We start from the raw sequence: 22,006 nt of genomic DNA on the forward strand, positions 1-22,006 counted from the left end.
AGCAGATTGATGAAGACTTGATCCAAGGCGGTGGCCGGCAAAGTCAGGAGGATCGCGCCGCCGCTCGCGAGCGGGGCGCGGTCGAGTCAGGCACCCAGGGGCTCAGGGCCTCTTCATTTGGCAGGACGTCGGCGTCGACGACACGTAGCTGTCGTACATCTTCACCGGCGCCAGCGTCATGCCGGTCTTCTCGGGGCTGTAGGGGTACTTGGCGTCGGCCTTCTGCCAGACCGAGATGAACAGCGGCTGCTGCAGCTGGTGGTCGGTCTTGCGCATCGTCACTTCACCATTGAAGCTCTTGACTGTCAGACCTTCCATTGCCGCGGCCACCTTGACCGGGTCGGTCGACTTGGCGTTGGCCATGGCCTGGCTCAGCAGCGAGTAGATGTGCTGCACGCTGAGCGTGTACATGTCGTCGTTGAACTTCTTGTTGTATTCCTCGGCGTCCTTCTGCGCCTGGCCGCCCAGGTTGTAATGGCTGTAGGCCACCTGGAAGACGCGGCCCGCGCCGCCGGTGCCCAGTGCCGTCGGCGTGCCGGTCACACCGGTGTAGTAGGTGAAGAACTTGCCGTTGTAGCCGGCCTCGTTGGCGGCCTTGACGAGCAGGGCCAGGTCCGAGCCCCAGTTACCGGTGATGACGGTGTCGGCACCGCTGGCCTTGATCTTGGCAACATAGGGGGCGAAATCGCGCACCTGGGCCAGCGGGTGCAGGTCTTCGCCGACGATCTGCACGTCGGGGCGCTTGCGGGCCAGCATCTCCTTGGCGTACTTGGCGACCTGGTGACCGTGGGCATAGTTCTGGTTCAGCAGGAAGACCTTCTTGACGTCGGCCTGGTCCTTCATGAAGGTCGTCAGCGCTTCCATCTTCATCGACGTGTCGGCGTCGAAGCGGAAGTGCCAGTAGCTGCACTTGCTGTTGGTCAGGTCGGGGTCCACCGCCGAGTAGTTCAGGTAGAGGATTTCCTTGCCCGGGTTGCGCTCGTTGTGCTTGCTGACGGCGTCGCTCAGGGCCAGCGCCACGCTGGAGCCATTGCCCTGCATGATGTAGCGGATGCCCTGGTCGGCCGCGGCCTTCAGCAGGTTCAGCGATTCGGCGGGACTCAACTTGTTGTCGAAGGTGACGATCTCGAACTTCACGCCGGCGGGGTTGCTCTTGTTGGTCTTCTCGCCGAGGAACTGGAAGGTCTTGACCTGGTTCTGGCCCACCGGGCCCATCAGCCCGGACAACGCGTCGATATAGGCCAGCTTGACCGTCTCGCCCTTCTGCGCCTGGGCGGCCCCGGCCGCCAAGGCCAGCACGGCGACTGCCGTGAATGCGCGCGTTAGGCGTGGGACATGGGCCGAAGTGATGTCGAACATGCTTGTCTCCTGTTGTGGGTCTGAATGTGAACGGAAGTTAATCCAGCGCGGCCACGCCGCAGTCCCGGGCTTACCCCTGACCGGTCATCGCGCTCATGCCGTCGGGAGCTTGTGGCTCAGGAACTGGTCGCGCAGCTTGAGCTTCTGCACCTTGCCAGTGGCCGTATGCGGAATTTCGGAAACGAAGACAACGTCGTCCGGGACCTGCCACTTGGCGATGCGGCCCTCGTAAAAGGCCAACAGCTCTTCGCACGTCAATGTCGCGTCGGGCTTCTTCACGACGACCAGCAGCGGCCGCTCGTCCCACTTGGGGTGCCTGGCAGCGATAACGGCGGCCTCGTGCACGGCCGGGTGGGCCATCGCGATGTTCTCGAGGTCGATGGAGGAAATCCACTCACCGCCCGACTTGATGACGTCCTTGCTGCGGTCGGTGATCTGCATGAAGCCGTCGGCGTCGATGGTGGCCACGTCACCGGTCGGAAACCAGCCTGGCTCGCCATCCACACTGACCAGCGGCGACTCGTCGTGGTTGTAGTACTGGGCGATGACCCAGTGACCACGCACGACCAGATTGCCCGAGCTCTGGCCGTCCCAGGGCAGGGAGCGGCCTTCGTCGTCGATGACGGCCATGTCCACGCCGTAGATGACGCGGCCCTGCTTCTCCAGCAGGCGCTGCCGCTGTTCGGGTGGCAGGTCGAGCTGGCGTGTCGTCAACTTGGACAGCGTGCCCAGCGGCGACATCTCGGTCATGCCCCAGGCATGGATGACCTCGACACCGTAGTCCTGCTGCAACGACTTCATCATCGCCGGCGGGCAGGCCGAGCCACCGATGACGGTGCGCTTGAAGGTCGAGAACTTCAGGTTGTTGGCCTTGACGTAGTTCAGCAGGCCCAGCCAGACGGTGGGCACGCCGGCGCTGAAAGACACCTTCTCGCCCTCGAACAGCTCATACAGGCTCTTGCCGTCCAGATGCGGCCCGGGCAGCACGAACTTGCAGCCGACGATGGCCGCGCTGTACGGCAGGCCCCAGGCGTTGACATGGAACATCGGCACGACGGGCAGGATGACGTCGCGGCTGGAGCAGTCCATCGCGTCCGGCAGCGCCGCGGCGTAGGCATGCAGCACCGTCGAGCGGTGGCTGTAGATGGCGCCCTTGGGGTTGCCGGTGGTGCCGGACGTGTAACAGATGCTGGAGGCGGTGTTCTCGTCAAACTGCGGCCAGGCGTAGTCGCCGGTCTCGGCGGCCAGCAGGTCGTCAAAGCACAGCAGGTTCGGGATGCCACTGCTTGCTGGCATGTGGGCACGCGAGGTCATCAGCACGAAGTGCTGAACGCTCTTCAGCAGCGGCGCAATCTTCTCGACCAGCGGCAGGAAGGTGGCGTCAAAACAGAGGATGCGGTCCTGCGCGTCGTTGGCAATCCAGACGATCTGCTCGGGGAAGAGGCGCGGGTTGATCGTGTGGCAGACCAGCGCGGAGCCCGAACTGCCGTAGTAGATCTCCATGTGGCGGTGGCCATTCCAGGCCAGCGTCGCGACGCGGTCGCCGGGCTCGCAACCCAGGCGTGCAAAAGCCTGCGCGGCCTGGCGCGAACGCCGCGCCAGCTCGCGCCAATTGCTGCGGTGCAGGTCGCCCTCGACCCGCTTGCTGACGATCTCGGTCTCGCCCGAATGCCGCTCGGCGTGCTTCAGCAGCGACGAGATCAGCAGCGGATCCGACATCATCCGGCCCATCAATGCCATGGTTGTCTCCTGGCGGTCTTGTAGAACCTGTTTGCAGTCTCCCCATGGCGCCCGCAAGGCAGCACAGGGTCGCAATCAAGGCGCGCGCCGCCGGTCGGGCTCTTGCCCGACCCAGGTGCGCAACGCCGAGTGCGGCCCTGTGCTGCCTTGCCCTCAGGGTTGCCCCGCAAAGGCAGCGTCTGCGGCGTTGCAAATCCTCGCCGGGCAACCAGCCCGACTGCGGTTTGCGTCTTGCAGCCACTGCCTTTGCGGGGCAACGGGCGCCATGGGGAGACTGCGAACAGGTTCCGGCCAGTCTAGCCCCCGGGTCCGACACCTGAACGTCACAACCGCGACCCTCGCACCCCGGGGAAACACCCGGGTGAGCGAGGCCTTCGGCCCTCTCACTAAACTGGCCGGCTGATGAAAGTTCTGAGTCGCCCGTTCGACGAACCCGCTCTTCCCGGCGACGCGGCCCTGCCGCCTGACCGGGCCCCAAGCCCCGAAGTGTCCTTTTCATCATGAGCCACGATTCCAGCAAGACCTACCCCGTCCAAAAGACCGACGCCGAATGGCGCGAGCAACTCGACGCCACGCAGTACCAGGTCGCCCGCCATGCGGGGACGGAACGCGCCTTCAGCGGCAAGTACTGGGATCACTTCAAGGACGGCCACTACAACTGCATCGGCTGCGGCACGCCGCTGTTCGAGTCCGACACCAAGTTCGACGCCGGCTGCGGCTGGCCGAGCTACTGGGCCCCGGTCAACAGCGAAGTCATCGAACGCATCGTCGACAGCAGCCACGGCATGGTGCGGGTCGAGGTCCGCTGCAACAAATGTGGCTCGCATCTGGGACACGTCTTCCCGGACGGTCCCGAGCCGACGGGTGAGCGTTACTGCATCAACTCCGCCTCCATCGATTTCGTGAAAGACAATCCCGGCGCATGAAACTGCTGCTCGACTTTCTTCCGCTGATCCTTTTCTTCATCGTCTTCAAGGGTGCTGAAGGGCACGCCGATGCAGCGGCGGCGTTCTCGACCGAGCATTTCGGCTTCCTGGTCTCCGGCGGCGTTGTCGGCGCCCAGGAAGCGCCGGTTCTGCTGGCCACGCTGGTCGTCATGATCGCCACGCTGGCGCAGGCGTCCATCCTGAAGCTGCGCGGCAAGAAGATCGATCTGATGCTGTGGATCAGCCTCGTGCTGGTCGTGACTCTGGGCGGTGCCACGATCTGGTTCCACAACGAGACCTTCATCAAGTGGAAGCCCACCGGCCTGTACTGGGCCATGGCGCTGACGCTGTGGATCTCGCAGGCAGCGTTCGGCAAGAACCTGATCCAGTCCATGCTCGGCAGCGAACTCGCCCTGCCCGACCTGATCTGGCTCAAACTGAACCGCGCCTGGGTGCTGTTCTTCGCCGCGATGGGCGTGCTCAACCTCTATGTGGCTTACCACTTCTCGACGTCGGCCTGGGCCAACTTCAAGGTCTTTGGCGTGACGGGCCTCATCGTGCTGTTCACGCTGGCCCAAGGCCTGTATCTCAGCAAGCACCTGCCGCCGGAAGAGGACAGCAAGCCATGATCAGCGCAGAGATAGAGGCCCGCCTGCGCGCGGAGCTGGCGCCACTGGAACTCAGCATCCGCGACGACAGCGCCCAGCACGCCGGCCACGCCGGTGCCCGCGAGGGCGGCCACTTTCACGTGGCTGTCGTGTCGGATCGCTTTACCGGACTGCAAAGATTGGCCCGGCACCGCCTCGTTTATCATTGTTTGTCCGACCTGATGCAGCGCGGCATCCACGCGCTGGCGATCGACGCCCGGGCCCCGGGTGAACACTGATCAGATCGTGCGTGATTGAAGAACCGCGCGCCCGGCACCGGGCGCGATTTTTTTAGCCTGAATCAAATTCCCCCACCCATGAAGAAGTTTGCGCTCGCCGCCGTCGTCGCGGCCACCATTTCGGCCCTGCTGCCGGCTGCTGCAGTCGCGCAGAACGTCGCCACCGTCAACGGCAAGCCCGTGCCCAAGGCGCGCGTCGAGACGCTGATCCAGCAAGTCACCAAGAGCGGCCAGCAGCAGCGTTCGCCCGAGCTGGAAGCCCAGGTCAAGGACGAGGTCGTGCGCCGCGAGATCTTCATGCAGGAAGCCGAGAAGCGCGGCGTTCCGCAGACCGCCGACTACAAGGTCCAGATGGACCTGGCCCGTCAGATGCTGCTGATCCGCGGCCTGATGGACGACTTCAAGACCAAGAACCCGGTTACGGATGCTGAAGCCCAGGGCGAGTACGACAAGTTCAAGGCCGCCAACACCGGCAACGAATACCGCGCCCGCCACATCCTGGTCGAGAAGGAAGAGGACGCCAAGGCCCTGATCGCCCAGATCAAGGGCGGCGCCAATTTCGAGGAACTGGCCAAGAAGAACTCCAAGGACACCGGCTCCGCAGCCAACGGCGGCGACCTGGACTTCGCCAACCCGAACAACTTCGTGCCCGAATTCAGCAAGGCCATGACGGCGCTGCAAAAGGGCGAGATGACGCAGGAACCGGTCAAGAGCCAGTTCGGCTATCACATCATCAAGCTCGAAGACACCCGCCCCGCGACCTTCCCGGCCTTCGACGACGTCAAGGCCCAGATCAAGCAGCGCATCGAGCAGCAGAAGATGGCCGAATTCCAGGACAGCCTGATCAAGAAGGCCAAGACCGACTACACCTTCAGCAAGTAAGCCGGCCTGCCGATCACTTGTTGCAAGACCCGCTACGGCGGGTCTTCTGCCATCTGGACCCGATAAACCATGCCCGACGCCCTCAGCACCCGTCTCGTCCACGCCAGCGGCCCCGACCGCCAGTTCGGTGGCGTCCATACGCCCATCCATCCTTCCGTGCAGTACGCCTACGAGAAGGTGGAGGACCTGATCGCCGTCTTCCAGGGCAAGAGCAAAGGCAGCTTCAACTACGCCCGCCAGGGCACGCCGACGACGGCCGCGCTCGAAGCGGTTGTCACGGAGATGGAAGGCGGCATCGGCACCGTCAGCTTCGCCACCGGCATGGCGGCCCTGAGCGCCCTCTTCCTGACGCTGCTGAAGGCGGGCGACCACCTCGTCACCAGCAACCGCGTCTTCGGCAATACCAACAGCTTCTTGCAGACGCTGGAGGGCCTGGGCATCGCGGTCAGCCGCGTCGATGCCGGCGAGGCCGCCGCGGTGCAGGCCGCGCTGCGGCCCGAGACCCGGCTGGTCTTCGTCGAGACCATCGCCAACCCCAGCACCCGCATTCCCGACCTCGAAGGCATTGGCACGCTGTGCCGTGAGCGCGGCCTGCTCTACGTCGTCGACAACACCGTCACCTCGCCGGCCCTGTGCCAGCCGCGCCGCTTCGGTGCCGGCCTGGTGATGAACTCCCTGACCAAGACGCTGGCCGGCCATGGCGAGGCCCTGGGCGGTGCGGTGACCGACACCGGCTGCTTCGACTGGTCGACCTACCCGAACATCTTCCCGGCCTACCGCCAGGGCGACGCGCGCGGCTGGGGCCTGCAGCAGATCCGCAAGAAGGGCTTGCGCGACATGGGCGGCACGCTGTCCAGCGAGGCCGCCCACCGCATCCTCGTCGGCGCCGAGACGCTGACGCTGCGCCTGCAACGCAGCAGCGACACGGCGCTGGCGCTGGCTCGCCACCTGGCCGCCCACCCGGCCATCGAGCACGTGCACTACCCCATGCTCGAGACCCATCCCGAATACGACAAGGCCCGCGCCTGGTTCGGCAGCGGCTCATGGATGATGAGCTTCGAGCTGCGCGACCCCGAGCGCATGGTCGAGGTGCTGAACCGGCTGCGCCTACCGCTGAAGGCCACCGGCCTGGCCGACACGCGCACGCTGATCATCCCGGTGGCGCCGACCATCTTCTGGGAGATGGGCCAGGCGGCGCGAGCCGCCATGGGCATCGTAGAAGGTCTGGTTCGGCTGTCGGTGGGCCTGGAAGCGGCCGAAGACCTGATCGCCGACTTCGACCAGGCGCTCGCTGACTGACTTCGTTTGCCGGGCCGAGCGCCGGGCCGCTCCCTAGCCGGCCCGTCTGGCGATGTGCTGGCCGGTCGAACCGGGCAGCATCGCCGTCCCCTCGGGGGACCGACCGGGCATGCCCGCGTTCAGCGGGGCAGGAGCGGGCGAGGGGCTCAAGCCGCCAGGCGGCCCGCCTCGATGCGCAACTGGCGCTCGCACCGGGAGGCGATCTCCCGGTCATGGGTGACGAGCACCAGCGTCGTGCCGGCCTCGCGGTTGAGTTCGAACATCAGCTCCATCACCGAGGCGCCGGTCGCGAAGTCCAGGCTGCCGGTGGGCTCATCGGCCAGCAGCAGCGCCGGGCGCAACACGAAGGCACGAGCCAACGCCACGCGCTGCTGCTCGCCGCCCGACAGCACGCGCGGGTAGTGACCCAGGCGCTCGCCCAGGCCCACGCGCGTGAGCATGGCGGCGGCCTGCTCGCGCGCGTCGCGGTCGCCGCGCAGCTCCAGCGGCAGCATGACGTTCTCCAGCGCCGTCAGGTTGGGCAGCAGCTGAAAGCTCTGGAAGACAAAGCCCAGCTCGCGGGCGCGCACGGCGGCGCGCTGGTCCTCGTCCAGCGTGAAGAGATCCTGGCCGCGCAGCGTGACAGAGCCATCGCTGGGCGTGTCCAGGCCGGCGAGGATGGCCAGCAGCGTGCTCTTGCCGGAGCCGGAAGCGCCGACGATGGCCACCGATTCCCTTGCAGTCAGCTCGAAGCTGATGTCATGCAGAATCGTCAGCTCGCCGGTCGCGTCACGCACGCGCTTGGTGATCTGGTCAACTTGAACAAGGGCTTCGGGCATGTCGGGACTGCGGCGGCGATGGGTGTTGGCGCACTTTAGCCTGGGGGTGATCGCCGGCTTTTCTTCAGGGATCTCAGGTGCGGCCGCGGCCGCCGAGGCACCGGTCATCCTGGTCGTCGGCGACAGCCTGTCCGCCGAATACGGCCTCAAGGCCGGCGACGGCTGGGTGGCCCTGCTGCAAAAGCGCCTGGCCGAACAGAAGAAGCCCTACCGCGTCGTCAACGCCAGCATCAGCGGCGACACCACGGCAGGTGGCCGCAGCCGGCTGCCAGCCGCACTGCGCACGCACAAGCCGGCCATCGTCATCCTCGAGCTGGGCGGCAACGACGCGCTGCGCGGCCTGCCGCTGGGGAGCACGCGCGACAACCTGCTGGCCATGGCGCGCGCCGCCCAGGAGAGCGGCGCCAAGGTGCTGATTGCCGGCATGCAGGTGCCGCCCAACTACGGCACGGCCTATGGCAAGGAGTTTGCCGACCTGTTCGAGCAGGTCGCCAGGCAGGCCCGCGCGGCCTTCGTGCCCTTCCTGCTCAAAGGCGTGGCGGACCGGGCGGACGCGATGGATTGGTTCCAGGGCGACCGCATCCACCCGCTGGCCAAGGCGCATCCGCTGATGCTGGACAACGTCTGGCCAGCGTTGAAACCGCTGCTTTAGGCGGCCGTACCAAGCCGCTGCTTCAGCGCTCCTGCTGCTGGGGGTCCCGCGGCTGCTTGTCGCCGCGCGTCGGCACGCCGTCCTGGCGGCCGCGCTTCGGGCCTTCTTCGCGCGGCTGTGCGCGGGGTTGCGCCTGTGGTTGCGCCTGCGGTTGAGGCTGCGGGCGTGGCACCTCGATCTGGCGCTGCGGCTCGGGCTGGGAGATGCGGCGTTGCTGCTCTTCGCGACGCTGCTGCATCTCGCGTTGTTGCGTCTCACGCTGTTGGGCTTCGCGATGCTGCGTATCGCGCTGCTGCGCTTCCCGTTGCAGCTGTTGCTGTTGCTGTTGCTGTTGCTGTTGCTGTTGCTGTTGCTGTTGCTGTTGCTGCTGCTGCTGCTGCTGTTGCTGTTGCTGTTGCTGTTGCTGTTGCTGCGCGCGCCAAGGCATGTTGTCGCCACTGCGCTGCGGCTGTTCGACGCCGGGGCGCTGCTGCTGGGGAACCTGAGGCTGCGCGGCGATGGCCGGAACGGCCGGCTGTGCCACCGCAGGCACAGGCACCTGCGGCTGCACGTCAGTACCGCGTTGATCGCGGCGCTGGGGCCGCTGGTTGCCCTCGCTGCGCCAGCCCATATTGGCCTCCGGCGCGCGGGGATTGCGGCGCGGGAGTTCGGTCTCCGGCGGCCGGGTGGGTGCCGCCGGCAGCACGGCTGCCAGGTCCCCACGGCCCGGCGCTGTCGGCAGCGGGCGGTTCCAGCCCGGCTCGGGGCGACGGTCGGGGCCGCGCACCGGCAGCGGCTGGATGGCCGCGCCGGGGGCGGGCAAGGTGCTGACGGCCGCCGGTGCATCGCGGTATCGGTGCGGGCGCCGCACGGTGACGGGGTCGCGCACGTCGCGCGGATCGTTGACGCGGTTCACATAGCGCGGGCTGTGGTGGTAGGCCGGCACATAGACCTCACGCGGTGCCAGCGGGTACCAGCCAAAGCGTGGCGGCGGCGGGCGGCTGCCCACGCTGATGCCGATGCTGACGGAGCCACTGCCGACCCAGCCCACCAGGGCCGGTGCATAGACCGGGCGGTGCACATAGGCGCCCGGCGTCCAGCACCAGCGCCCGCCCCAGCTGACCCAGCGGCCATAGTGGAAGGGCGCGAAGCCCCAGGGCGCGTCGTCCACCCAGGTCCAGCCCCAATGACGCGACCAGGTCCAACGGCCATAGCGGTAGGGCGCCCAGTCCGCGACGGCAACGGTCGTCGGAATCCAGACCGTGCCGTACTCAGGCGCCGTCTCCCAGCGGCCATAACGGTCCAGGTCCTCGGCGCCGGTCATCTCGGGAGACACGTAGCGCGCGACGGGGCGGTCACCTTCCTCGCGGCTTTCGGCCAGCACCCAGTCGCCAAAGCCGTCGCTGAACAGCGGGCTGCGCTCGGCGCGGGGACCGTCGGGCCACCAGAATTCGGCCTGCTCGCCGGTGCCCAGCGTCACGGGCGAGGCGGTGCGAGCCCATTCAAATCGCAGGCGCCCCTGCCAGACATAGGCCTTGCTGCCGCGGTCGAGTTGCTCCACGCGGTAGAGGCCCTCGCGCTCGGGCTGCGCCGTACCCTCACGGGTGCGCAGCCGGGTTTCGGCGGCGTTCTCGGAGTTGCGCAGGCGCACGGCAACGTCGCCGCGGTCAATCTGCAGCAGTGTCTGGCCCTCATCGAGCTGGCTCAGCTCCAGGTCGCTGCGTTCGTCAACCCAGATTGACGTCGAGCCGGAACGCAAACTGATGCGGGCGCGGTCGTCGGTGCGCACGCGATCGCCCTCGCCGACGGTCTGGTTGCGCAACAGCCGCGTCCATTCGCGGGTGTCGTGGTCGAACAGCCAGGCATCGCCGACAACGTCGACGACTCGGGCCGCGCGGGTCGGAGGATCACGGTCGGCGTCCTGTGCCTTGACGGCAGGCGCGATCGCAATGAACAGCGCCAGAGCCAGCATGCGCCAGCTGTTGCGCTTCAGGACAAGCTTGGATTCGATGGACGTGGTCATGAGCCAATGCTCCTTTGCGCCTGCGCAACGCACAAGATCCGCGTGCGGTGCACCGCACTTACAAGTGTTTCCATCTCTCAGTCGTCGTCGGACGCGGGGTCGAGCTCCGGGAAGAGCACGGACGTGAAGCCGAAGCGAGTGAAGTCCTTGATCCGCATCGGGTAGAGGGTGCCATCCAGATGGTCGCACTCATGCTGCACAACGCGGGCATGGAAACCCTCGGCGATGCGGTCGATCACCGCACCATCGGCATCGAAGCCGGTGTAGCGGATGCGTTCATCGCGCTCGACGACGCCGCGCAGCCCCGGCACCGACAGGCAGCCCTCCCAACCCTCGGTGCGGCCGCCGTCCAGCACTTCGATCTTCGGATTGATCAATACGGTGGGCGGCACCGGCGGCGCATCCGGGTAGCGCACATTCTTCGTGTAGCCAAAGATGACCAGGCGCAGGTCCACGCCGATCTGCGGCGCCGCCAGACCCGCGCCATTGGCGGCGGCCATGGTTTCAAACATGTCGGCGATCAGCGCTTTCAGCTCCGGCGTGCCGAAGGCGGTGACCGGTTGGGCCACGCGCAGCAAGCGCGGGTCGCCCATCTTCAAAATCTCGTGCACCGCCACTGCGGCCTCCTTGGGCTATCGTGATCGGTGATTCTAGGAAGCCCCGTTCATGCTTGACTTCATCGAAGACCTCGGCCACGGCATCTACGCCATCGACACCGGCTTCCAGCGCCCGCGCTTCGATGCCGCCTATCTGACGGTCGAGAACGGCCGCGCCGCCTTCATCGATACCGGCACCAACCATGCCGTGCCGCGCCTCCTGGCGGCATTGAACGCGCTGGGGCTGTCACCGGAGGCAGTGGACTGGGTGATCCCGACCCACGTGCACCTGGACCATGCCGGCGGCGTCGGCCTGCTGATGGAAGCCCTGCCCCAGGCCCGCGCCTTGGTGCACCCGCGTGGCCTGCGCCACATGGTGGACCCCAAGGCGCTATGGCTGGGAGCGCTCGCCGTCTACGGCGAGGCCGAGATGCAGCGCAGCTACGGCAGGCTCGTGCCCGTGCCGGCTGAACGCGCCGAGGCCAGCCATGACGAGCAGGTCATCCACCTCGCCGGCCGGCCGCTACGCCTCATCGACAGCCCCGGCCACGCCAGGCATCACCACGCGATCTGGGACGAGAGGAGCCGCAGCTGGTTCACGGGCGACACCTTCGGCCTGTCCTACCGCGCCTTCGACGTCGACGGCCGCGCCTGGATCCTGCCGACCAGCACGCCGGTGCAGTTCGAGCCCGAAGCGCTCAAGTCCACCGTCGCGCGGCTGCTGGCGGCCGAGCCGCTTGCGATGCAGGTCACCCACTACGGCCGCATCGGCGGCTCGGTGGACGAAGTGCGTCGCCTGGCCGCGCTGATGCTGGAGCAGGTGGACGAGATGGTGGCGCTGGCCGAGTCCCTGCGCGCCGCGCCGCGCCGTCACGAGCAGCTCAAGGCCGGCCTGCTGGATGGCTATCTCGCACGCCTGCGCAGCCACGGCCACCCGGCTGACGCCGAGGCCGCCGACTGGCTGGGCCTGGACGCCGAGCTGAACGCGCAAGGCCTCGAGGTGATGCTGGACCGCCCGGCCCGCTGACGGGGCGATGCGCCCCGCCGCGGTGCGTCGCCTCGCACCGCCCCTGTGCCACCCCTGCGTGGTGCATGCCGGCTCATGGGCGATGCCCGTTTCTGGCGCAGGCATGGTCCTTGCATTGTAGGGGATGAGGTGCTGCGCTGACGCGGCCCTCTGCTTCCGCAGAAGCATCGCCAAAGGCGGCGAACCTCATCTTCCGGCCCCGACCGAGCAGACCGCTGCTCTCGGGGCCTTCTTACTGGTGGCTCCGATCTGGCCTTTCCAAGCCCGTCGGCGCAGCCTGCTTCGCCCTGAACACACATGCAGCACATCGTCCTCATCGGCCACGGAATGGTGGGCCAGAAATTTCTCGAATCCCTCGCAGAGGGGCCTGCTGCCGCCGACGTGCAGGTGACGGTGCTGTGCGAGGAGCCACGCCCGGCCTATGACCGCGTGCATCTGTCCGAATTCTTTTCGGGCAAATCGGCCGAGGACCTGTCCCTGGTGCCCGAGGGCTTCTTCGAGAACCACCCCGGCTTCAAGCTGCGCCTGGCCGCCAAGGCCGTGACCGTCGAGCGCCGCGACCACACCATCACGCTGGCCGACGGCGAAGTCGTCCACTACGACAAGCTGGTGCTGGCCACGGGCTCCTACCCCTTCGTGCCGTCAGTGCCCGGCCGCGATCGGCCGCATTGCCACGTCTACCGCACCATCGAAGACCTGGAAGGCATGAAAGCCAGCGGCGCGGTCTCCAAGACCGGCGTCGTCATCGGCGGCGGCCTGCTGGGCCTGGAATGCGCCAAGGCGCTGCGCGACATGGGCCTGGAGACGCACGTCGTCGAGTTCGCGCCGCGCCTGATGGCCGTGCAGATCGACGAAGGTGGCGGCCGCGTGCTGCGCAAGAAGATCGAAGACCTCGGCGTGCAGGTCCACACCGGCCGCAACACCCTGGAGATCACCGACGGCGCGATGGCCCGCCACCGCATGGTGTTCGCCGACGGCACCTGGCTGGAGACCGACATGATCGTGTTCTCCGCCGGCATCCGCCCGCGTGACGAACTGCCGCGCCAATGCGTGCTGGCCATCGGCCCGCGCGGCGGCGTCGTCATCGACGACCACTGCCGCACCAGCGACCGCAATGTCTACGCCGTCGGCGAGGTCGCGGCCTGGAACGAGCAGACCTACGGCCTGGTCGCCCCTGGCTATGAGATGGCCCGTGTGGCGGCCCGCCATATCGCCGGCGATGCCGAGGCGGCCTTCCCCGGCGCCGACCTGTCCACCAAGCTCAAACTGATGGGCGTGGACGTGGCCAGCATCGGCGACGCTCATGGCAAGACGCCGAACTGCCGCAGCTACCAGTACGTCGACGAGCGCAAGCAGATCTACAAGAAGATCGTCGTCAGCGAGGACGGTGAGAAGCTGCTCGGCGCCGTGCTGGTGGGCGACGCCGCCGAGTACGGCACGCTGCAGCAGATGCAGCTGAACGGCATCAAGCTGCCGGCCGACCCCGAGTTCCTGATCCTGCCCAGCAGCGACGGCAAGGCCAAGGTCGGCATCGGCCCGGACGCCCTGCCCGACAGCGCCCAGCTGTGCTCGTGCAACAACGTCAGCAAGGGCCAGATCTGCTCGGCCGTCGGCGACGGTGCGACCACCATCGGCGCCCTCAAGGCCTGCACCAAGGCCGGCGCGACTTGCGGCGGCTGCGTACCGCTCGTCACCCAGGTGATGAAGTTCGAGATGGCCAAGCGCGGCATGGCCGTGAACAACCACATCTGCGAGCACTTCCCGCATTCGCGCCAGGAGCTGTACCACCTCATCCGCGTGGGCGGCATCAAGACCTTCAGCGACCTGATGGCCAAGCACGGCAAGGGCCTGGGCTGCGACATCTGCAAGCCCGCGGCAGCCAGCATCTTCGCGTCGTGCTGGAACGAGTTCGTGCTGGAGCCCAAGCTGGCCGCGCTGCAGGACAGCAACGACTACTACCTCGGCAACATCCAGAAGGACGGCAGCTACTCCGTCGTGCCGCGCATGCCGGGCGGCGAGGTCACGCCCGATGGCTTGATCGCCGTCGGCCAGGTGGCCAAGAAGTACGGCCTGTACACCAAGATCACCGGCGGCGCGCGCGTCGACATGTTCGGCGCCCGCGTCGAGCAGCTGCCCTTCATCTGGGAAGAGCTGATCGCCGCCGGCTTCGAGAGCGGCCATGCCTACGGCAAGTCGCTGCGCACCGTAAAGAGCTGCGTGGGCAGCACGTGGTGCCGTTATGGCGTGGACGACTCGGTCGGCCTCGCGGTGGAAATCGAGAACCGCTACAAGGGCCTGCGTGCGCCGCACAAGATCAAGTTCGGCGTCTCCGGCTGCACGCGGGAATGCGCCGAGGCCCAGGGCAAGGACGTCGGCATCATCGCGACGGAAAAGGGCTGGAACCTCTACGTCGCCGGCAACGGCGGCATGAAGCCGCGTCACGCCGAGCTGATCGCCAGCGACCTGAGCAAGGCCGACCTGATCAAGTACATCGACCGCTTCCTGATGTTCTACGTGCGCACGGCCGACCGCCTGCAGCGCACCAGCACCTGGCGCGACAACCTCGAAGGTGGCCTGGACTACCTGAAGGACGTCGTCATCAACGACAGCCTGGGCCTCGCCGCCGAGCTGGAGGCGCAGATGCAGGCCGTCGTCGACACCTACCAGTGCGAATGGAAGACGGCCGTCACGACGCCCGAGGTGCGCCAGCGCTTCCGCTCCTTCGTCAACAGCGACAAGCCGGACGAGCGAATCATCTTCGTGGAAGAGCGCGGCCAGATCCGCCCCGCGCGTGCCGAAGAGCGCGAAGAAGAAGCCACCGTTTGATCAAGGAGCCGACATGACTTTCACCCACATCTGCGCCGTCGACGACATCCTGCCCAACACCGGCGTGGCCGCTCGCGTCGGTGACCACCACGTGGCCGTGTTCCGCGTCGGCCAGGAGAACTTCCACGCCATCGACAACATCGACCCGCGCTCCGGCGCCAGCGTGCTGGCCCGCGGCCTGGTGGGCAACCTGGGCGAGCGCATCGTCGTCGCGTCGCCGCTCTACAAGAACCATTTCGACCTGAACACCGGCGAGTGCCTGGAAGCGCCCGAGCAGTCGGTGCGCGCCCATGCCGTGCAGGTGCAGGACGGCCGCGTGCTCGTCGCGCTGCGTTGACTATTTGATTGGCGAAAGAGGAGACAAACCATGGCCTACGTCGTACCCACCGAGTTCGTGACCAAGATGGTCGATGCCGGTGAATCCAAGCTGCTGATGTCCACCCGCGACACGCTGATCCGCTCCTACATGGCGGGCGCCATCCTGGCGCTGGCTGCGGCCTTCGCGGTGACGGTCAGCGTCAACACCGGCAACCCGCTGGTTGGCGCGCTGCTGTTCCCGGTCGGCTTCATCCTGCTCTACCTGATGGGCTTCGACCTGCTGACCGGCGTGTTCACGCTGGTGCCGCTGGCCGTGCTGGACAAGCGGCCCGGCGCGACCTGGGGCGGCGTCATGCGCAACTGGACGCTGGTCTTCTTCGGCAACTTCGCTGGGGCGCTGACGGTGGCCGTCTTCATGGCCATCATCTTCACCTTCGGCTTCAGTGAGGCGCCCAACGCGGTCGGCCTGAAGATCGGCACCATCGGCGAAAGCCGCACGGTGGGCTACTCGGCACACGGCGCCGCCGGCATGCTGACCCTCTTCATCCGCGGCGTGCTGTGCAACTGGATGGTGTCCACCGGCGTGGTCGCGGCGATGATGTCCACCTCCGTCTCCGGCAAGGCCATCGGCATGTGGATGCCCATCATGGTGTTCTTCTACATGGGTTTCGAGCACAGCATCGTCAACATGTTCCTGTTCCCCTCGGGCCTGATGCTGGGCGGCAAGTTCACGATCATGGATTACCTGATCTGGAACGAAATTCCCACCGTGGTCGGCAACCTGGTCGGCGGCCTGACCTTCGTCGGCTTGTCGCTGTACTCGACGCACTACAAGACCGCTCCCAAGCGAGTCCTCAGCTGATGACATTGCGGCTTGCGGTCGGCCAGCACTCCGAGGCCGGCGTCAAGCCGCTGAACCAGGACTTCCACGGCGCAGCCCTGCCGACCGACGCGCAGCGCCGCTCGCGCGGCATTGCGCTGGCGATTGCCGACGGCATCAGCAGCAGCCCCGTCAGCCAGATCGCCAGCGCGGCGGCGGTGCGCGGCTTCCTGGAGGACTACTACGGCACCTCCGAGGCCTGGACAGTACGCCGCGCCGCCCAATGCGTGCTGGCCGCCACCAACGGCTGGCTGCACGCCCAGACGCAGCTCGGCGAAGGCCGCTTCGACAAGGACCGCGGCCATGTCTGCACCTTCAGCGCCCTGGTCTTCAAGGGCCGCGAGGTGCACCTGCTGCATGTGGGCGACACGCGCGCCTACCGCATCCATTCCACCGCGCTGGAGCAGCTGAGCCACGACCACCGCGTGCGCCTGGACGGCGGCCAGACCTATCTGGGCCGGGCACTGGGCATCAGCCCGCATCTCGAGATCGACCACGCCTGCTGGCCCACCGAAGTCGGCGAGACCTATCTGCTGGCCACCGACGGCGCCTACGAGCACCTGGACCCGGCGCTCGTCGTCAGCACCGTCAGCCGCCACGGCGCCGACCTGCAGGCCGCCGCCCAGGCCCTCGTGGCCGTGGCGCTGGCGCGGGGCAGCCAGGACAACGCCACCGTCATGCTGGCGCGCGTTGAATCCCTGCCCGATCAGCTCGCGCCGCCCGTGCAGCGGGAGCGCCTGCGCCTGCCGCCACGGTTGGCCCCGCGCATGGAGTTCGAGGGCTACCGCGTCATTCGCGAGCTCTATGCGAGCGCAAGGAGCCAGGTCGTGCTGGCCGTCGATGCCCAGGAGCGCGAATGGGCGCTCAAGCTGCCCTCCGCCGAGATGGGCACCGACAGCCGGGCCCTGGACCGCTTCGCGATCGAGGAGTGGGTGGCGCGGCGCGTCGACAGCCCGCACGTCATCAAGGCCGCGCCGGCCGAGAAGCGGCGTGAGCACCTCTTCACCGCGATGGAGTTCATCACCGGCCAGACCCTGGCCCAGTGGATGACCGATCACCCGAAGCCCGGGCTCGACGAGGTGCGCCAGCTCGTCGACCAGATCGCCCGTGGCCTGCAAGCCCTGCATCGCAAGGAAATGCTGCACCAGGACCTGCGGCCCGAGAACCTGATGATCGACCGCCAGGGCACTGTCATCCTCATCGACCTCGCCTCGGCCCATGTGGCGGGCCTGAACGAGGGCCTGGGCGATGCGCGCGCCACCGACATCGCCGGCAGCCTGCAGTACACCGCGCCGGAATACTTCACCGGCGACGGCGGCACGCAGGTGTCCGAGCTGTTCTCGCTGGCCGTGCTGGCCTACCAGATGCTGACCGGCGCCTTGCCCTACGGCCTGCAGGTGCCCCAGGTGCGTGGCCCCCGTGACCTGCACAAGCTGCAATACGTGCCGCTGCGCACCCGGCGCCCCGACCTGCCCGACTGGCTGGACCGCGTGCTGCGCAAGGCCTTGCATCCCCAACCCTCACGGCGTCAGCAGGCACTGTCAGAGCTGGCGCATGACCTTTATGCGCCCGGCCCCGAATTCATGAGCCGGGACCGCACGCCGCTGCAGCAGCGCCATCCGCTGCTGTTCTGGCGCGTGCTGACGCTGGTTTTCGGCCTGGCGACGCTGGTGTTGCTGGGATTGAGGCTGAGCGGCAGCTGACCCCCAACCGAGGGAAGGACCGGTGCTCCTGTCCGGTGAATGTGTTTCAGAATGTGCTCATTCCGCAGCACGCGCCGAAAGTGTGTACGCCGCAGGTTGGCGGTAGGAGCGTGGAGGGGCTTGAATGGGCAGTACGCCGTGGTTTCTGGAGAGCGTGGCCGCCGATGGATCGCGCGTCACGCATCGCATCGACCGGTTGCCGTTCAGCGTGGGTCGCGATGCCGGCAATGACCTGACCATCGAGGCGCAGGGGCTGTCTCGACGGCATGCCGAACTGCAGGCCGACGAGGCGGGCGGCCTGCTGGTGGTCGACCTGGGCAGCACCAACGGCACTTTCGTGAACCACGAGCGCCTGGTGGGCCCGCGGCAGCTGGCACCGAACGACATCATCCATTTCTGCACCGCCGAGTTCCGCCTGACCCACGACGAGACGCTTGCTGCGGCCACCGTGGCGGGCCCGCTGCCCATGCGCACGATGGTGGTCTCACCGGGCATGACCCCCCTCAGCCAGAACTTCGTGCGCCTGGAGGCGCAGTTCCTGGAGTTCCTGGCCGGCCGAGGCCTGACAGCAGCGGCGCAACCCATCGTCGACGCGCGCACGGGCGGGCTGTTCGCCTACGAGCTACTGGGCCGCTGCACGCACCCTGAGCTGCCCGGCTCGCCGATGCACCTGTTCCGGATGGCCGCCACGCTGCGGCGCGAGGCCGAGTTGAGCGAAGCGTTCCGCTCCCATGGCGTAGCGGCGCTGGCACCCAAGGCGCAGGGGATGCGCGTCTTCGTCAACGCCCATCCGAGCGAGACCTTCTCGGAAGAGTTCTTCCAGGCCCTGCAGGGGCTGCTGGCCCTGCCCACGCGGCCACAGCTGGTGGTGGAGGTGCACGAAAGCGCTGTGGTCGAAGTCGACCGCATGCGCGAGCTGGCCGAGCGCCTGAACGGCATCGGCGTGGAATTCGCCTACGACGACTTCGGCGCCGGCCAGGCAAGGCTGAACGAGCTGGCCGAGGTGCCGGCGCACTTCGTCAAGTTCGACATGGGCATCGTGCGCAACCTGCATGAGGCCAGCGAGCGCAAGCAACGCATGGTGCGCGACCTGGTGCGCATGGTGCTGGAGCTGGGCTCGGTGCCCTTGGCCGAAGGCGTCGAACAGGAGGCCGAGGCCCAGGTCTGCCGTGAGATGGGCTTTCGCCTGATCCAGGGCTATCTGACCGGCAGGCCGATCATGGTGGACACGCTGTAGCGGCTCCCCGGCAGACCGGGGAGCGGCGTTTCTCAAACGTCCAGGCCCAGCTCCTGGATCTTGCGTGTGATGGTATTGCGGCCGATGCCGAGCTTCTGGGCGGCCTCGATGCGGCGGCCGCGCGTGATGTCCAGCGCCGTCAGGATGAGCTGTGCCTCGAACTTCTTCGTCAGCGCATCCCACACGTCAGGTTCACCCGCCAGCAGCCTTGCGCGCGCATCGGCAGCCATGTCGGCCAGCCAACCTTCGCCGCTGCTGGTGCTGGCCGGCGCGGCGGCCGGCAGGGGCGCAGCGGCACTGGACTGCGCAGCCGGCACGCTTGTCATGGCCGTCGTGGAAGGCGCCGGGACATAGCCGGGCTGCACCTCGTCCGGCAGGTCCTTGGGCTCGACGGTCTGGCTGGGCGCCATGACGCTGAGCCAGTGACAGATGTTCTCCAGCTGGCGCACATTGCCAGGGAAGTCGAAATTGGTCAGCACGACGAGGGCGGCGTCAGACAGGCGCTTGGCCTCGACACCCAGCTCGGTCGCACTGCGCTGCAGGAAATGACGGGCCAGCGAGGGCACGTCCTCGCGGCGCTCGCGCAGCGGCGGCAGGCGCAGGCGGATGACGTTGAGGCGGTGGAACAGGTCCTCGCGGAACACGCCCTGGCGAACACGGTCTTCCAGGTTCTGGTGTGTGGCGGCGATGACGCGCACATTGCTGCGCATCGGGCTGTGGCCACCGACGCGGTAGAACTGGCCGTCGGACAGCACACGCAACAGGCGCGTCTGCAGCTCGAAGGGCATGTCGCCGATTTCGTCGAGGAAGAGCGTGCCGCCGTCGGCCTGCTCGAAGCGGCCGCGCCGCGAGGCCTGGGCACCGGTGAAGGCGCCGCGCTCGTGGCCGAAGAGCTCGCTTTCCAGCAGGTCCTTCGGGATGGCCGCGGTGTTGATGGCAACGAAGGGGCCTTCGCCACGCGGGCTGTGCTTGTGCAGCGCGCGGGCGACCAGTTCCTTGCCCGAGCCGCTCTCGCCCGTGATCATCACGGTGACGTTGCTCTGCGACAGGCGCCCGATGGCGCGGAAGACGTCCTGCATGGCCGGCGCCTGGCCCAGCATCTCGGGCACCTGCGCGGCGGCCTCCTGCTCGCCGGCCTCGCGCTGGCTCTCTTCCTGGGCGCGGCGGATCAGCTCCACGGCGCGCGGAAGGTCGAAGGGCTTGGGCAGGTATTCAAACGCGCCGCCCTGGAAGGCCGACACGGCGCTGTCAAGGTCGGAATAGGCCGTCATGATGATGACGGGCAGCGCCGGCAGCCGCGCCTTGACCTTGGCCAGCAGTTCCAGGCCCGAGCCGCCGGGCATGCGGATGTCTGACACCAGCACTTGCGGACTGTCGTCGTCGAGCGCGGCGAGCATGTCGCGCGCATTGCTGAAGCTGCGCACCGGCAGCCCCTCGCGGGCCAGGGCCTTCTCGAGCACGAAGCGGATCGAGTGGTCGTCGTCAACAACCCAGATGGATTTCATGCGGTTCCTCAGCCCATCCTGTCGGCTTGTGGCGTCAAGGCAAGGGCAGCGTGATTCGGAAATTCGTCAGGCCCGGCTCGCTTTCGCAATCGATCATGCCCTGATGTTGCTGGGCGATCGTCTGCGCAAGCGTGAGTCCGAGTCCCGAGCCGCCCTCCCGCCCTGAGACCAGGGGAAAGAAGATGCGATCCCGGATCTCGGCGGGGACGCCGGGACCGTTGTCCTCAATATGCAATTCCAATGCCAAGCGCCAGCGCTGCTTGCCGATGGTCACCTGCCGGGCCACCCGCGTGCGCAAAACGATCTGGGCGTCGCCGGCCGCGATGCGCGAACCCAGCACCTGCGCGGCGTTCTGCACGATGTTCAACACCATCTGGATCAACTGCTCGCGATCGCCGCGGAAGTCAGGCAGCGAGGTGTCGTAGTCGCGGTGAATGACCAGGCCCTTGGGATGCTCGATGAGCACCAGCGCGCGCACCCGCTCGCAGATCTCGTGGATGTTGGCATCACCGACGACCTGGGCGCGGCGATGCGGGGCCAGCAGGCGGTCGACCAGGCTTTGCAGGCGGTCCACCTCATGCACGATGACCTGGGTGTATTCGGTCAGCTCGGGATTGCCGTCTTGCAGCTCTAGCGCCAGCAGTTGCGCTGCACCGCGGATGCCCCCCAGCGGGTTCTTGATCTCGTGGGCGAGGTTGCGGGTCAGCTCCTTGGTGGCCTGGACCTGGTCGAGGCTGCGCTCGTCACGGTCCTGGCGGGCCTGCTGGGCAATCTCGATGAGCTCCACCAGCACGCGCGGCACGTCGTCGTCGCCCGCATCCATCTGCGACACGATGACATGCACGGGCAGCCCATCCTCGTGGGCCCAGGAGCCGCGGCGCAGCAAGGCGTCGAAGCGGCTGCTGGAGTAATGGTTGGCAGCAACGCCGGCCAGGGTCTCGGTGAGGCGCTGGGCGTCATCGAACCAGTCGGGCAACTGGGCCTTCTGCACGCTGCGGCGCGACAGCCGCATGACGTTCTCGAAGGCGGCATTGGCGAACAGGCATTCGCCCTCCGCGCTGGTGACAACGACCATGGTCGCCAGCAAGTCCAGGCCGGCAAATTCCGCCGGCAGCAAAAAGGTATCAGTCATGGAGCAGGAGCGTGGTCGGTGGCAGGCCGGGCCCGCGCCGACGCGAGTTGCGGCGCCAGGCAAGGCGCGCGCGAGGCGCGGGAGGGGCTCCCGCAACGAGGGCGCAACGCGGCATGACGCCGCAAATCGCGCCGGCCCGAAGGGTTGGCCCCAAAACGGAGGCGATTCTTCGTTGCGCCGTTTGCCCGGGCAACCAGCCCGGGCTGCACGCCGCGCCT

The 22,006-nt window shown here is 67.3% G+C and carries 19 protein-coding genes; 12 read left to right on the forward strand and 7 right to left on the reverse strand.

Translation table 11 applies throughout. From position 1 onward, the window contains the following. Window positions 1-102: 102 nt before the first annotated feature. Both ACXJLH_RS08530 and ACXJLH_RS08535 read right to left on the reverse strand, forming a co-directional pair. Window positions 103-1,359, reverse strand: a complete 1,257-nt coding sequence (locus ACXJLH_RS08530; protein ID WP_056198327.1) for a branched-chain amino acid ABC transporter substrate-binding protein — start codon at window positions 1,357-1,359, stop codon at window positions 103-105. A gap of 93 nt (window positions 1,360-1,452) precedes the next feature. Continuing rightward, on the reverse strand, window positions 1,453-3,099 hold the full coding sequence (locus ACXJLH_RS08535; protein WP_457443433.1) for a 3-(methylthio)propionyl-CoA ligase: 1,647 nt from the start codon (window positions 3,097-3,099) through the stop codon (window positions 1,453-1,455). 500 nt (window positions 3,100-3,599) lie between these two features. Between ACXJLH_RS08535 and msrB the strand changes: the two genes are divergently transcribed. From msrB to ACXJLH_RS08560, 5 genes are all read left to right on the forward strand, one after another. Continuing rightward, a complete protein-coding gene (gene msrB / locus ACXJLH_RS08540; RefSeq protein WP_056198333.1) occupies window positions 3,600-4,025 on the forward strand; it encodes a peptide-methionine (R)-S-oxide reductase MsrB in 426 nt (141 codons plus the stop codon). Next, window positions 4,022-4,654, forward strand: a complete 633-nt coding sequence (locus ACXJLH_RS08545) for a septation protein A (RefSeq protein ID WP_457443434.1) — start codon at window positions 4,022-4,024, stop codon at window positions 4,652-4,654. Before msrB ends, ACXJLH_RS08545 begins: the two co-directional genes overlap by 4 nt. Then, window positions 4,651-4,911 (forward strand): BolA family protein, encoded by a 261-nt coding sequence (locus ACXJLH_RS08550; protein WP_056198339.1) that lies wholly within the window; start codon window positions 4,651-4,653, stop codon window positions 4,909-4,911. Before ACXJLH_RS08545 ends, ACXJLH_RS08550 begins: the two co-directional genes overlap by 4 nt. Before the next feature lie 78 nt (window positions 4,912-4,989). Beyond that, entirely contained in the window at window positions 4,990-5,793 is an 804-nt protein-coding gene (locus ACXJLH_RS08555; protein WP_457392191.1) for a peptidylprolyl isomerase, read from the forward strand. A gap of 69 nt (window positions 5,794-5,862) precedes the next feature. Continuing rightward, window positions 5,863-7,092 (forward strand): cystathionine gamma-synthase family protein, encoded by a 1,230-nt coding sequence (locus tag ACXJLH_RS08560; RefSeq protein WP_457443436.1) that lies wholly within the window; start codon window positions 5,863-5,865, stop codon window positions 7,090-7,092. A gap of 146 nt (window positions 7,093-7,238) precedes the next feature. On the opposite strand, the gene ACXJLH_RS08565 is transcribed toward ACXJLH_RS08560, so the two are convergent. Beyond that, the gene (locus ACXJLH_RS08565) at window positions 7,239-7,910 is read right to left on the reverse strand and encodes an ABC transporter ATP-binding protein (protein ID WP_056198349.1); all 672 of its coding nucleotides are present in this window, start codon (window positions 7,908-7,910) and stop codon (window positions 7,239-7,241) included. Between ACXJLH_RS08565 and ACXJLH_RS08570 the strand changes: the two genes are divergently transcribed. Beyond that, on the forward strand, window positions 7,909-8,562 hold the full coding sequence (locus ACXJLH_RS08570) for an arylesterase (protein WP_457392185.1): 654 nt from the start codon (window positions 7,909-7,911) through the stop codon (window positions 8,560-8,562). The genes ACXJLH_RS08565 and ACXJLH_RS08570 overlap by 2 nt on opposite strands. A 22-nt stretch (window positions 8,563-8,584) precedes the next feature. Here the strand turns inward: ACXJLH_RS08570 and ACXJLH_RS08575 are convergent, their stop codons facing one another. Both ACXJLH_RS08575 and def read right to left on the reverse strand, forming a co-directional pair. Next, window positions 8,585-10,564, reverse strand: a complete 1,980-nt coding sequence (locus ACXJLH_RS08575) for a DUF6600 domain-containing protein (RefSeq protein ID WP_457443438.1) — start codon at window positions 10,562-10,564, stop codon at window positions 8,585-8,587. A 77-nt stretch (window positions 10,565-10,641) separates the two neighbouring features. Continuing rightward, window positions 10,642-11,181 (reverse strand): peptide deformylase, encoded by a 540-nt coding sequence (def, locus tag ACXJLH_RS08580; RefSeq protein WP_457443440.1) that lies wholly within the window; start codon window positions 11,179-11,181, stop codon window positions 10,642-10,644. Between the two features lie 49 nt (window positions 11,182-11,230). Here def and ACXJLH_RS08585 point away from each other — a divergent pair, with 49 nt between their 5' ends. The 6 genes from ACXJLH_RS08585 to ACXJLH_RS08610 all read left to right on the forward strand — a co-directional run bounded on the left by ACXJLH_RS08585 (window position 11,231) and on the right by ACXJLH_RS08610 (window position 19,151). Further along, window positions 11,231-12,187, forward strand: a complete 957-nt coding sequence (locus ACXJLH_RS08585; RefSeq protein ID WP_457443442.1) for an MBL fold metallo-hydrolase — start codon at window positions 11,231-11,233, stop codon at window positions 12,185-12,187. Between the two features lie 297 nt (window positions 12,188-12,484). Then, the gene (gene nirB / locus ACXJLH_RS08590; protein ID WP_457443444.1) at window positions 12,485-15,013 is read left to right on the forward strand and encodes a nitrite reductase large subunit NirB; all 2,529 of its coding nucleotides are present in this window, start codon (window positions 12,485-12,487) and stop codon (window positions 15,011-15,013) included. Between the two features lie 13 nt (window positions 15,014-15,026). Next, complete coding sequence (nirD, locus tag ACXJLH_RS08595; RefSeq protein ID WP_457392180.1) at window positions 15,027-15,350, forward strand: nitrite reductase small subunit NirD; 324 nt, start codon at window positions 15,027-15,029, stop codon at window positions 15,348-15,350. A 30-nt stretch (window positions 15,351-15,380) separates the two neighbouring features. Continuing rightward, entirely contained in the window at window positions 15,381-16,193 is an 813-nt protein-coding gene (locus ACXJLH_RS08600) for a formate/nitrite transporter family protein (protein ID WP_457443446.1), read from the forward strand. Next, window positions 16,193-17,914, forward strand: coding sequence for a protein kinase domain-containing protein (locus ACXJLH_RS08605; protein ID WP_457443448.1), 1,722 nt, complete (start codon window positions 16,193-16,195; stop codon window positions 17,912-17,914). Before ACXJLH_RS08600 ends, ACXJLH_RS08605 begins: the two co-directional genes overlap by 1 nt. Window positions 17,915-18,038: 124 nt before the next feature. Further along, window positions 18,039-19,151 carry an EAL domain-containing protein gene (locus tag ACXJLH_RS08610; protein ID WP_457443450.1) on the forward strand — a complete coding sequence of 371 codons (1,113 nt, stop codon included), beginning with the start codon at window positions 18,039-18,041 and terminating at the stop codon, window positions 19,149-19,151. A gap of 32 nt (window positions 19,152-19,183) precedes the next feature. On the opposite strand, the gene ntrC is transcribed toward ACXJLH_RS08610, so the two are convergent. After that, entirely contained in the window at window positions 19,184-20,656 is a 1,473-nt protein-coding gene (gene ntrC / locus ACXJLH_RS08615; protein ID WP_056198380.1) for a nitrogen regulation protein NR(I), read from the reverse strand. A 34-nt stretch (window positions 20,657-20,690) separates the two neighbouring features. Beyond that, complete coding sequence (gene glnL / locus ACXJLH_RS08620; protein ID WP_056198384.1) at window positions 20,691-21,788, reverse strand: nitrogen regulation protein NR(II); 1,098 nt, start codon at window positions 21,786-21,788, stop codon at window positions 20,691-20,693. Window positions 21,789-22,006 lie beyond the last annotated feature (218 nt).

The sequence above is a fragment of the Roseateles sp. P5_E4 genome, assembly GCF_054049255.1.

What these genes read in the sequence shown, in the direction of transcription:
- ACXJLH_RS08530 (WP_056198327.1), bottom strand. Translation starts at nt 1,359, where the DNA reads ATGTTCGACATCACTTCGGCCCATGTCCCACGCCTAACGCGCGCATTC.
- ACXJLH_RS08535 (WP_457443433.1), bottom strand. Translation starts at nt 3,099, where the DNA reads ATGGCATTGATGGGCCGGATGATGTCGGATCCGCTGCTGATCTCGTCG.
- msrB (WP_056198333.1), top strand. Translation starts at nt 3,600, where the DNA reads ATGAGCCACGATTCCAGCAAGACCTACCCCGTCCAAAAGACCGACGCC.
- ACXJLH_RS08545 (WP_457443434.1), top strand. Translation starts at nt 4,022, where the DNA reads ATGAAACTGCTGCTCGACTTTCTTCCGCTGATCCTTTTCTTCATCGTC.
- ACXJLH_RS08550 (WP_056198339.1), top strand. Translation starts at nt 4,651, where the DNA reads ATGATCAGCGCAGAGATAGAGGCCCGCCTGCGCGCGGAGCTGGCGCCA.
- ACXJLH_RS08555 (WP_457392191.1), top strand. Translation starts at nt 4,990, where the DNA reads ATGAAGAAGTTTGCGCTCGCCGCCGTCGTCGCGGCCACCATTTCGGCC.
- ACXJLH_RS08560 (WP_457443436.1), top strand. Translation starts at nt 5,863, where the DNA reads ATGCCCGACGCCCTCAGCACCCGTCTCGTCCACGCCAGCGGCCCCGAC.
- ACXJLH_RS08570 (WP_457392185.1), top strand. Translation starts at nt 7,909, where the DNA reads ATGTCGGGACTGCGGCGGCGATGGGTGTTGGCGCACTTTAGCCTGGGG.
- ACXJLH_RS08565 (WP_056198349.1), bottom strand. Translation starts at nt 7,910, where the DNA reads ATGCCCGAAGCCCTTGTTCAAGTTGACCAGATCACCAAGCGCGTGCGT.
- ACXJLH_RS08575 (WP_457443438.1), bottom strand. Translation starts at nt 10,564, where the DNA reads ATGACCACGTCCATCGAATCCAAGCTTGTCCTGAAGCGCAACAGCTGG.
- ACXJLH_RS08585 (WP_457443442.1), top strand. Translation starts at nt 11,231, where the DNA reads ATGCTTGACTTCATCGAAGACCTCGGCCACGGCATCTACGCCATCGAC.
- nirB (WP_457443444.1), top strand. Translation starts at nt 12,485, where the DNA reads ATGCAGCACATCGTCCTCATCGGCCACGGAATGGTGGGCCAGAAATTT.
- nirD (WP_457392180.1), top strand. Translation starts at nt 15,027, where the DNA reads ATGACTTTCACCCACATCTGCGCCGTCGACGACATCCTGCCCAACACC.
- ACXJLH_RS08600 (WP_457443446.1), top strand. Translation starts at nt 15,381, where the DNA reads ATGGCCTACGTCGTACCCACCGAGTTCGTGACCAAGATGGTCGATGCC.
- ACXJLH_RS08605 (WP_457443448.1), top strand. Translation starts at nt 16,193, where the DNA reads ATGACATTGCGGCTTGCGGTCGGCCAGCACTCCGAGGCCGGCGTCAAG.
- ACXJLH_RS08610 (WP_457443450.1), top strand. Translation starts at nt 18,039, where the DNA reads ATGGGCAGTACGCCGTGGTTTCTGGAGAGCGTGGCCGCCGATGGATCG.
- ntrC (WP_056198380.1), bottom strand. Translation starts at nt 20,656, where the DNA reads ATGAAATCCATCTGGGTTGTTGACGACGACCACTCGATCCGCTTCGTG.
- glnL (WP_056198384.1), bottom strand. Translation starts at nt 21,788, where the DNA reads ATGACTGATACCTTTTTGCTGCCGGCGGAATTTGCCGGCCTGGACTTG.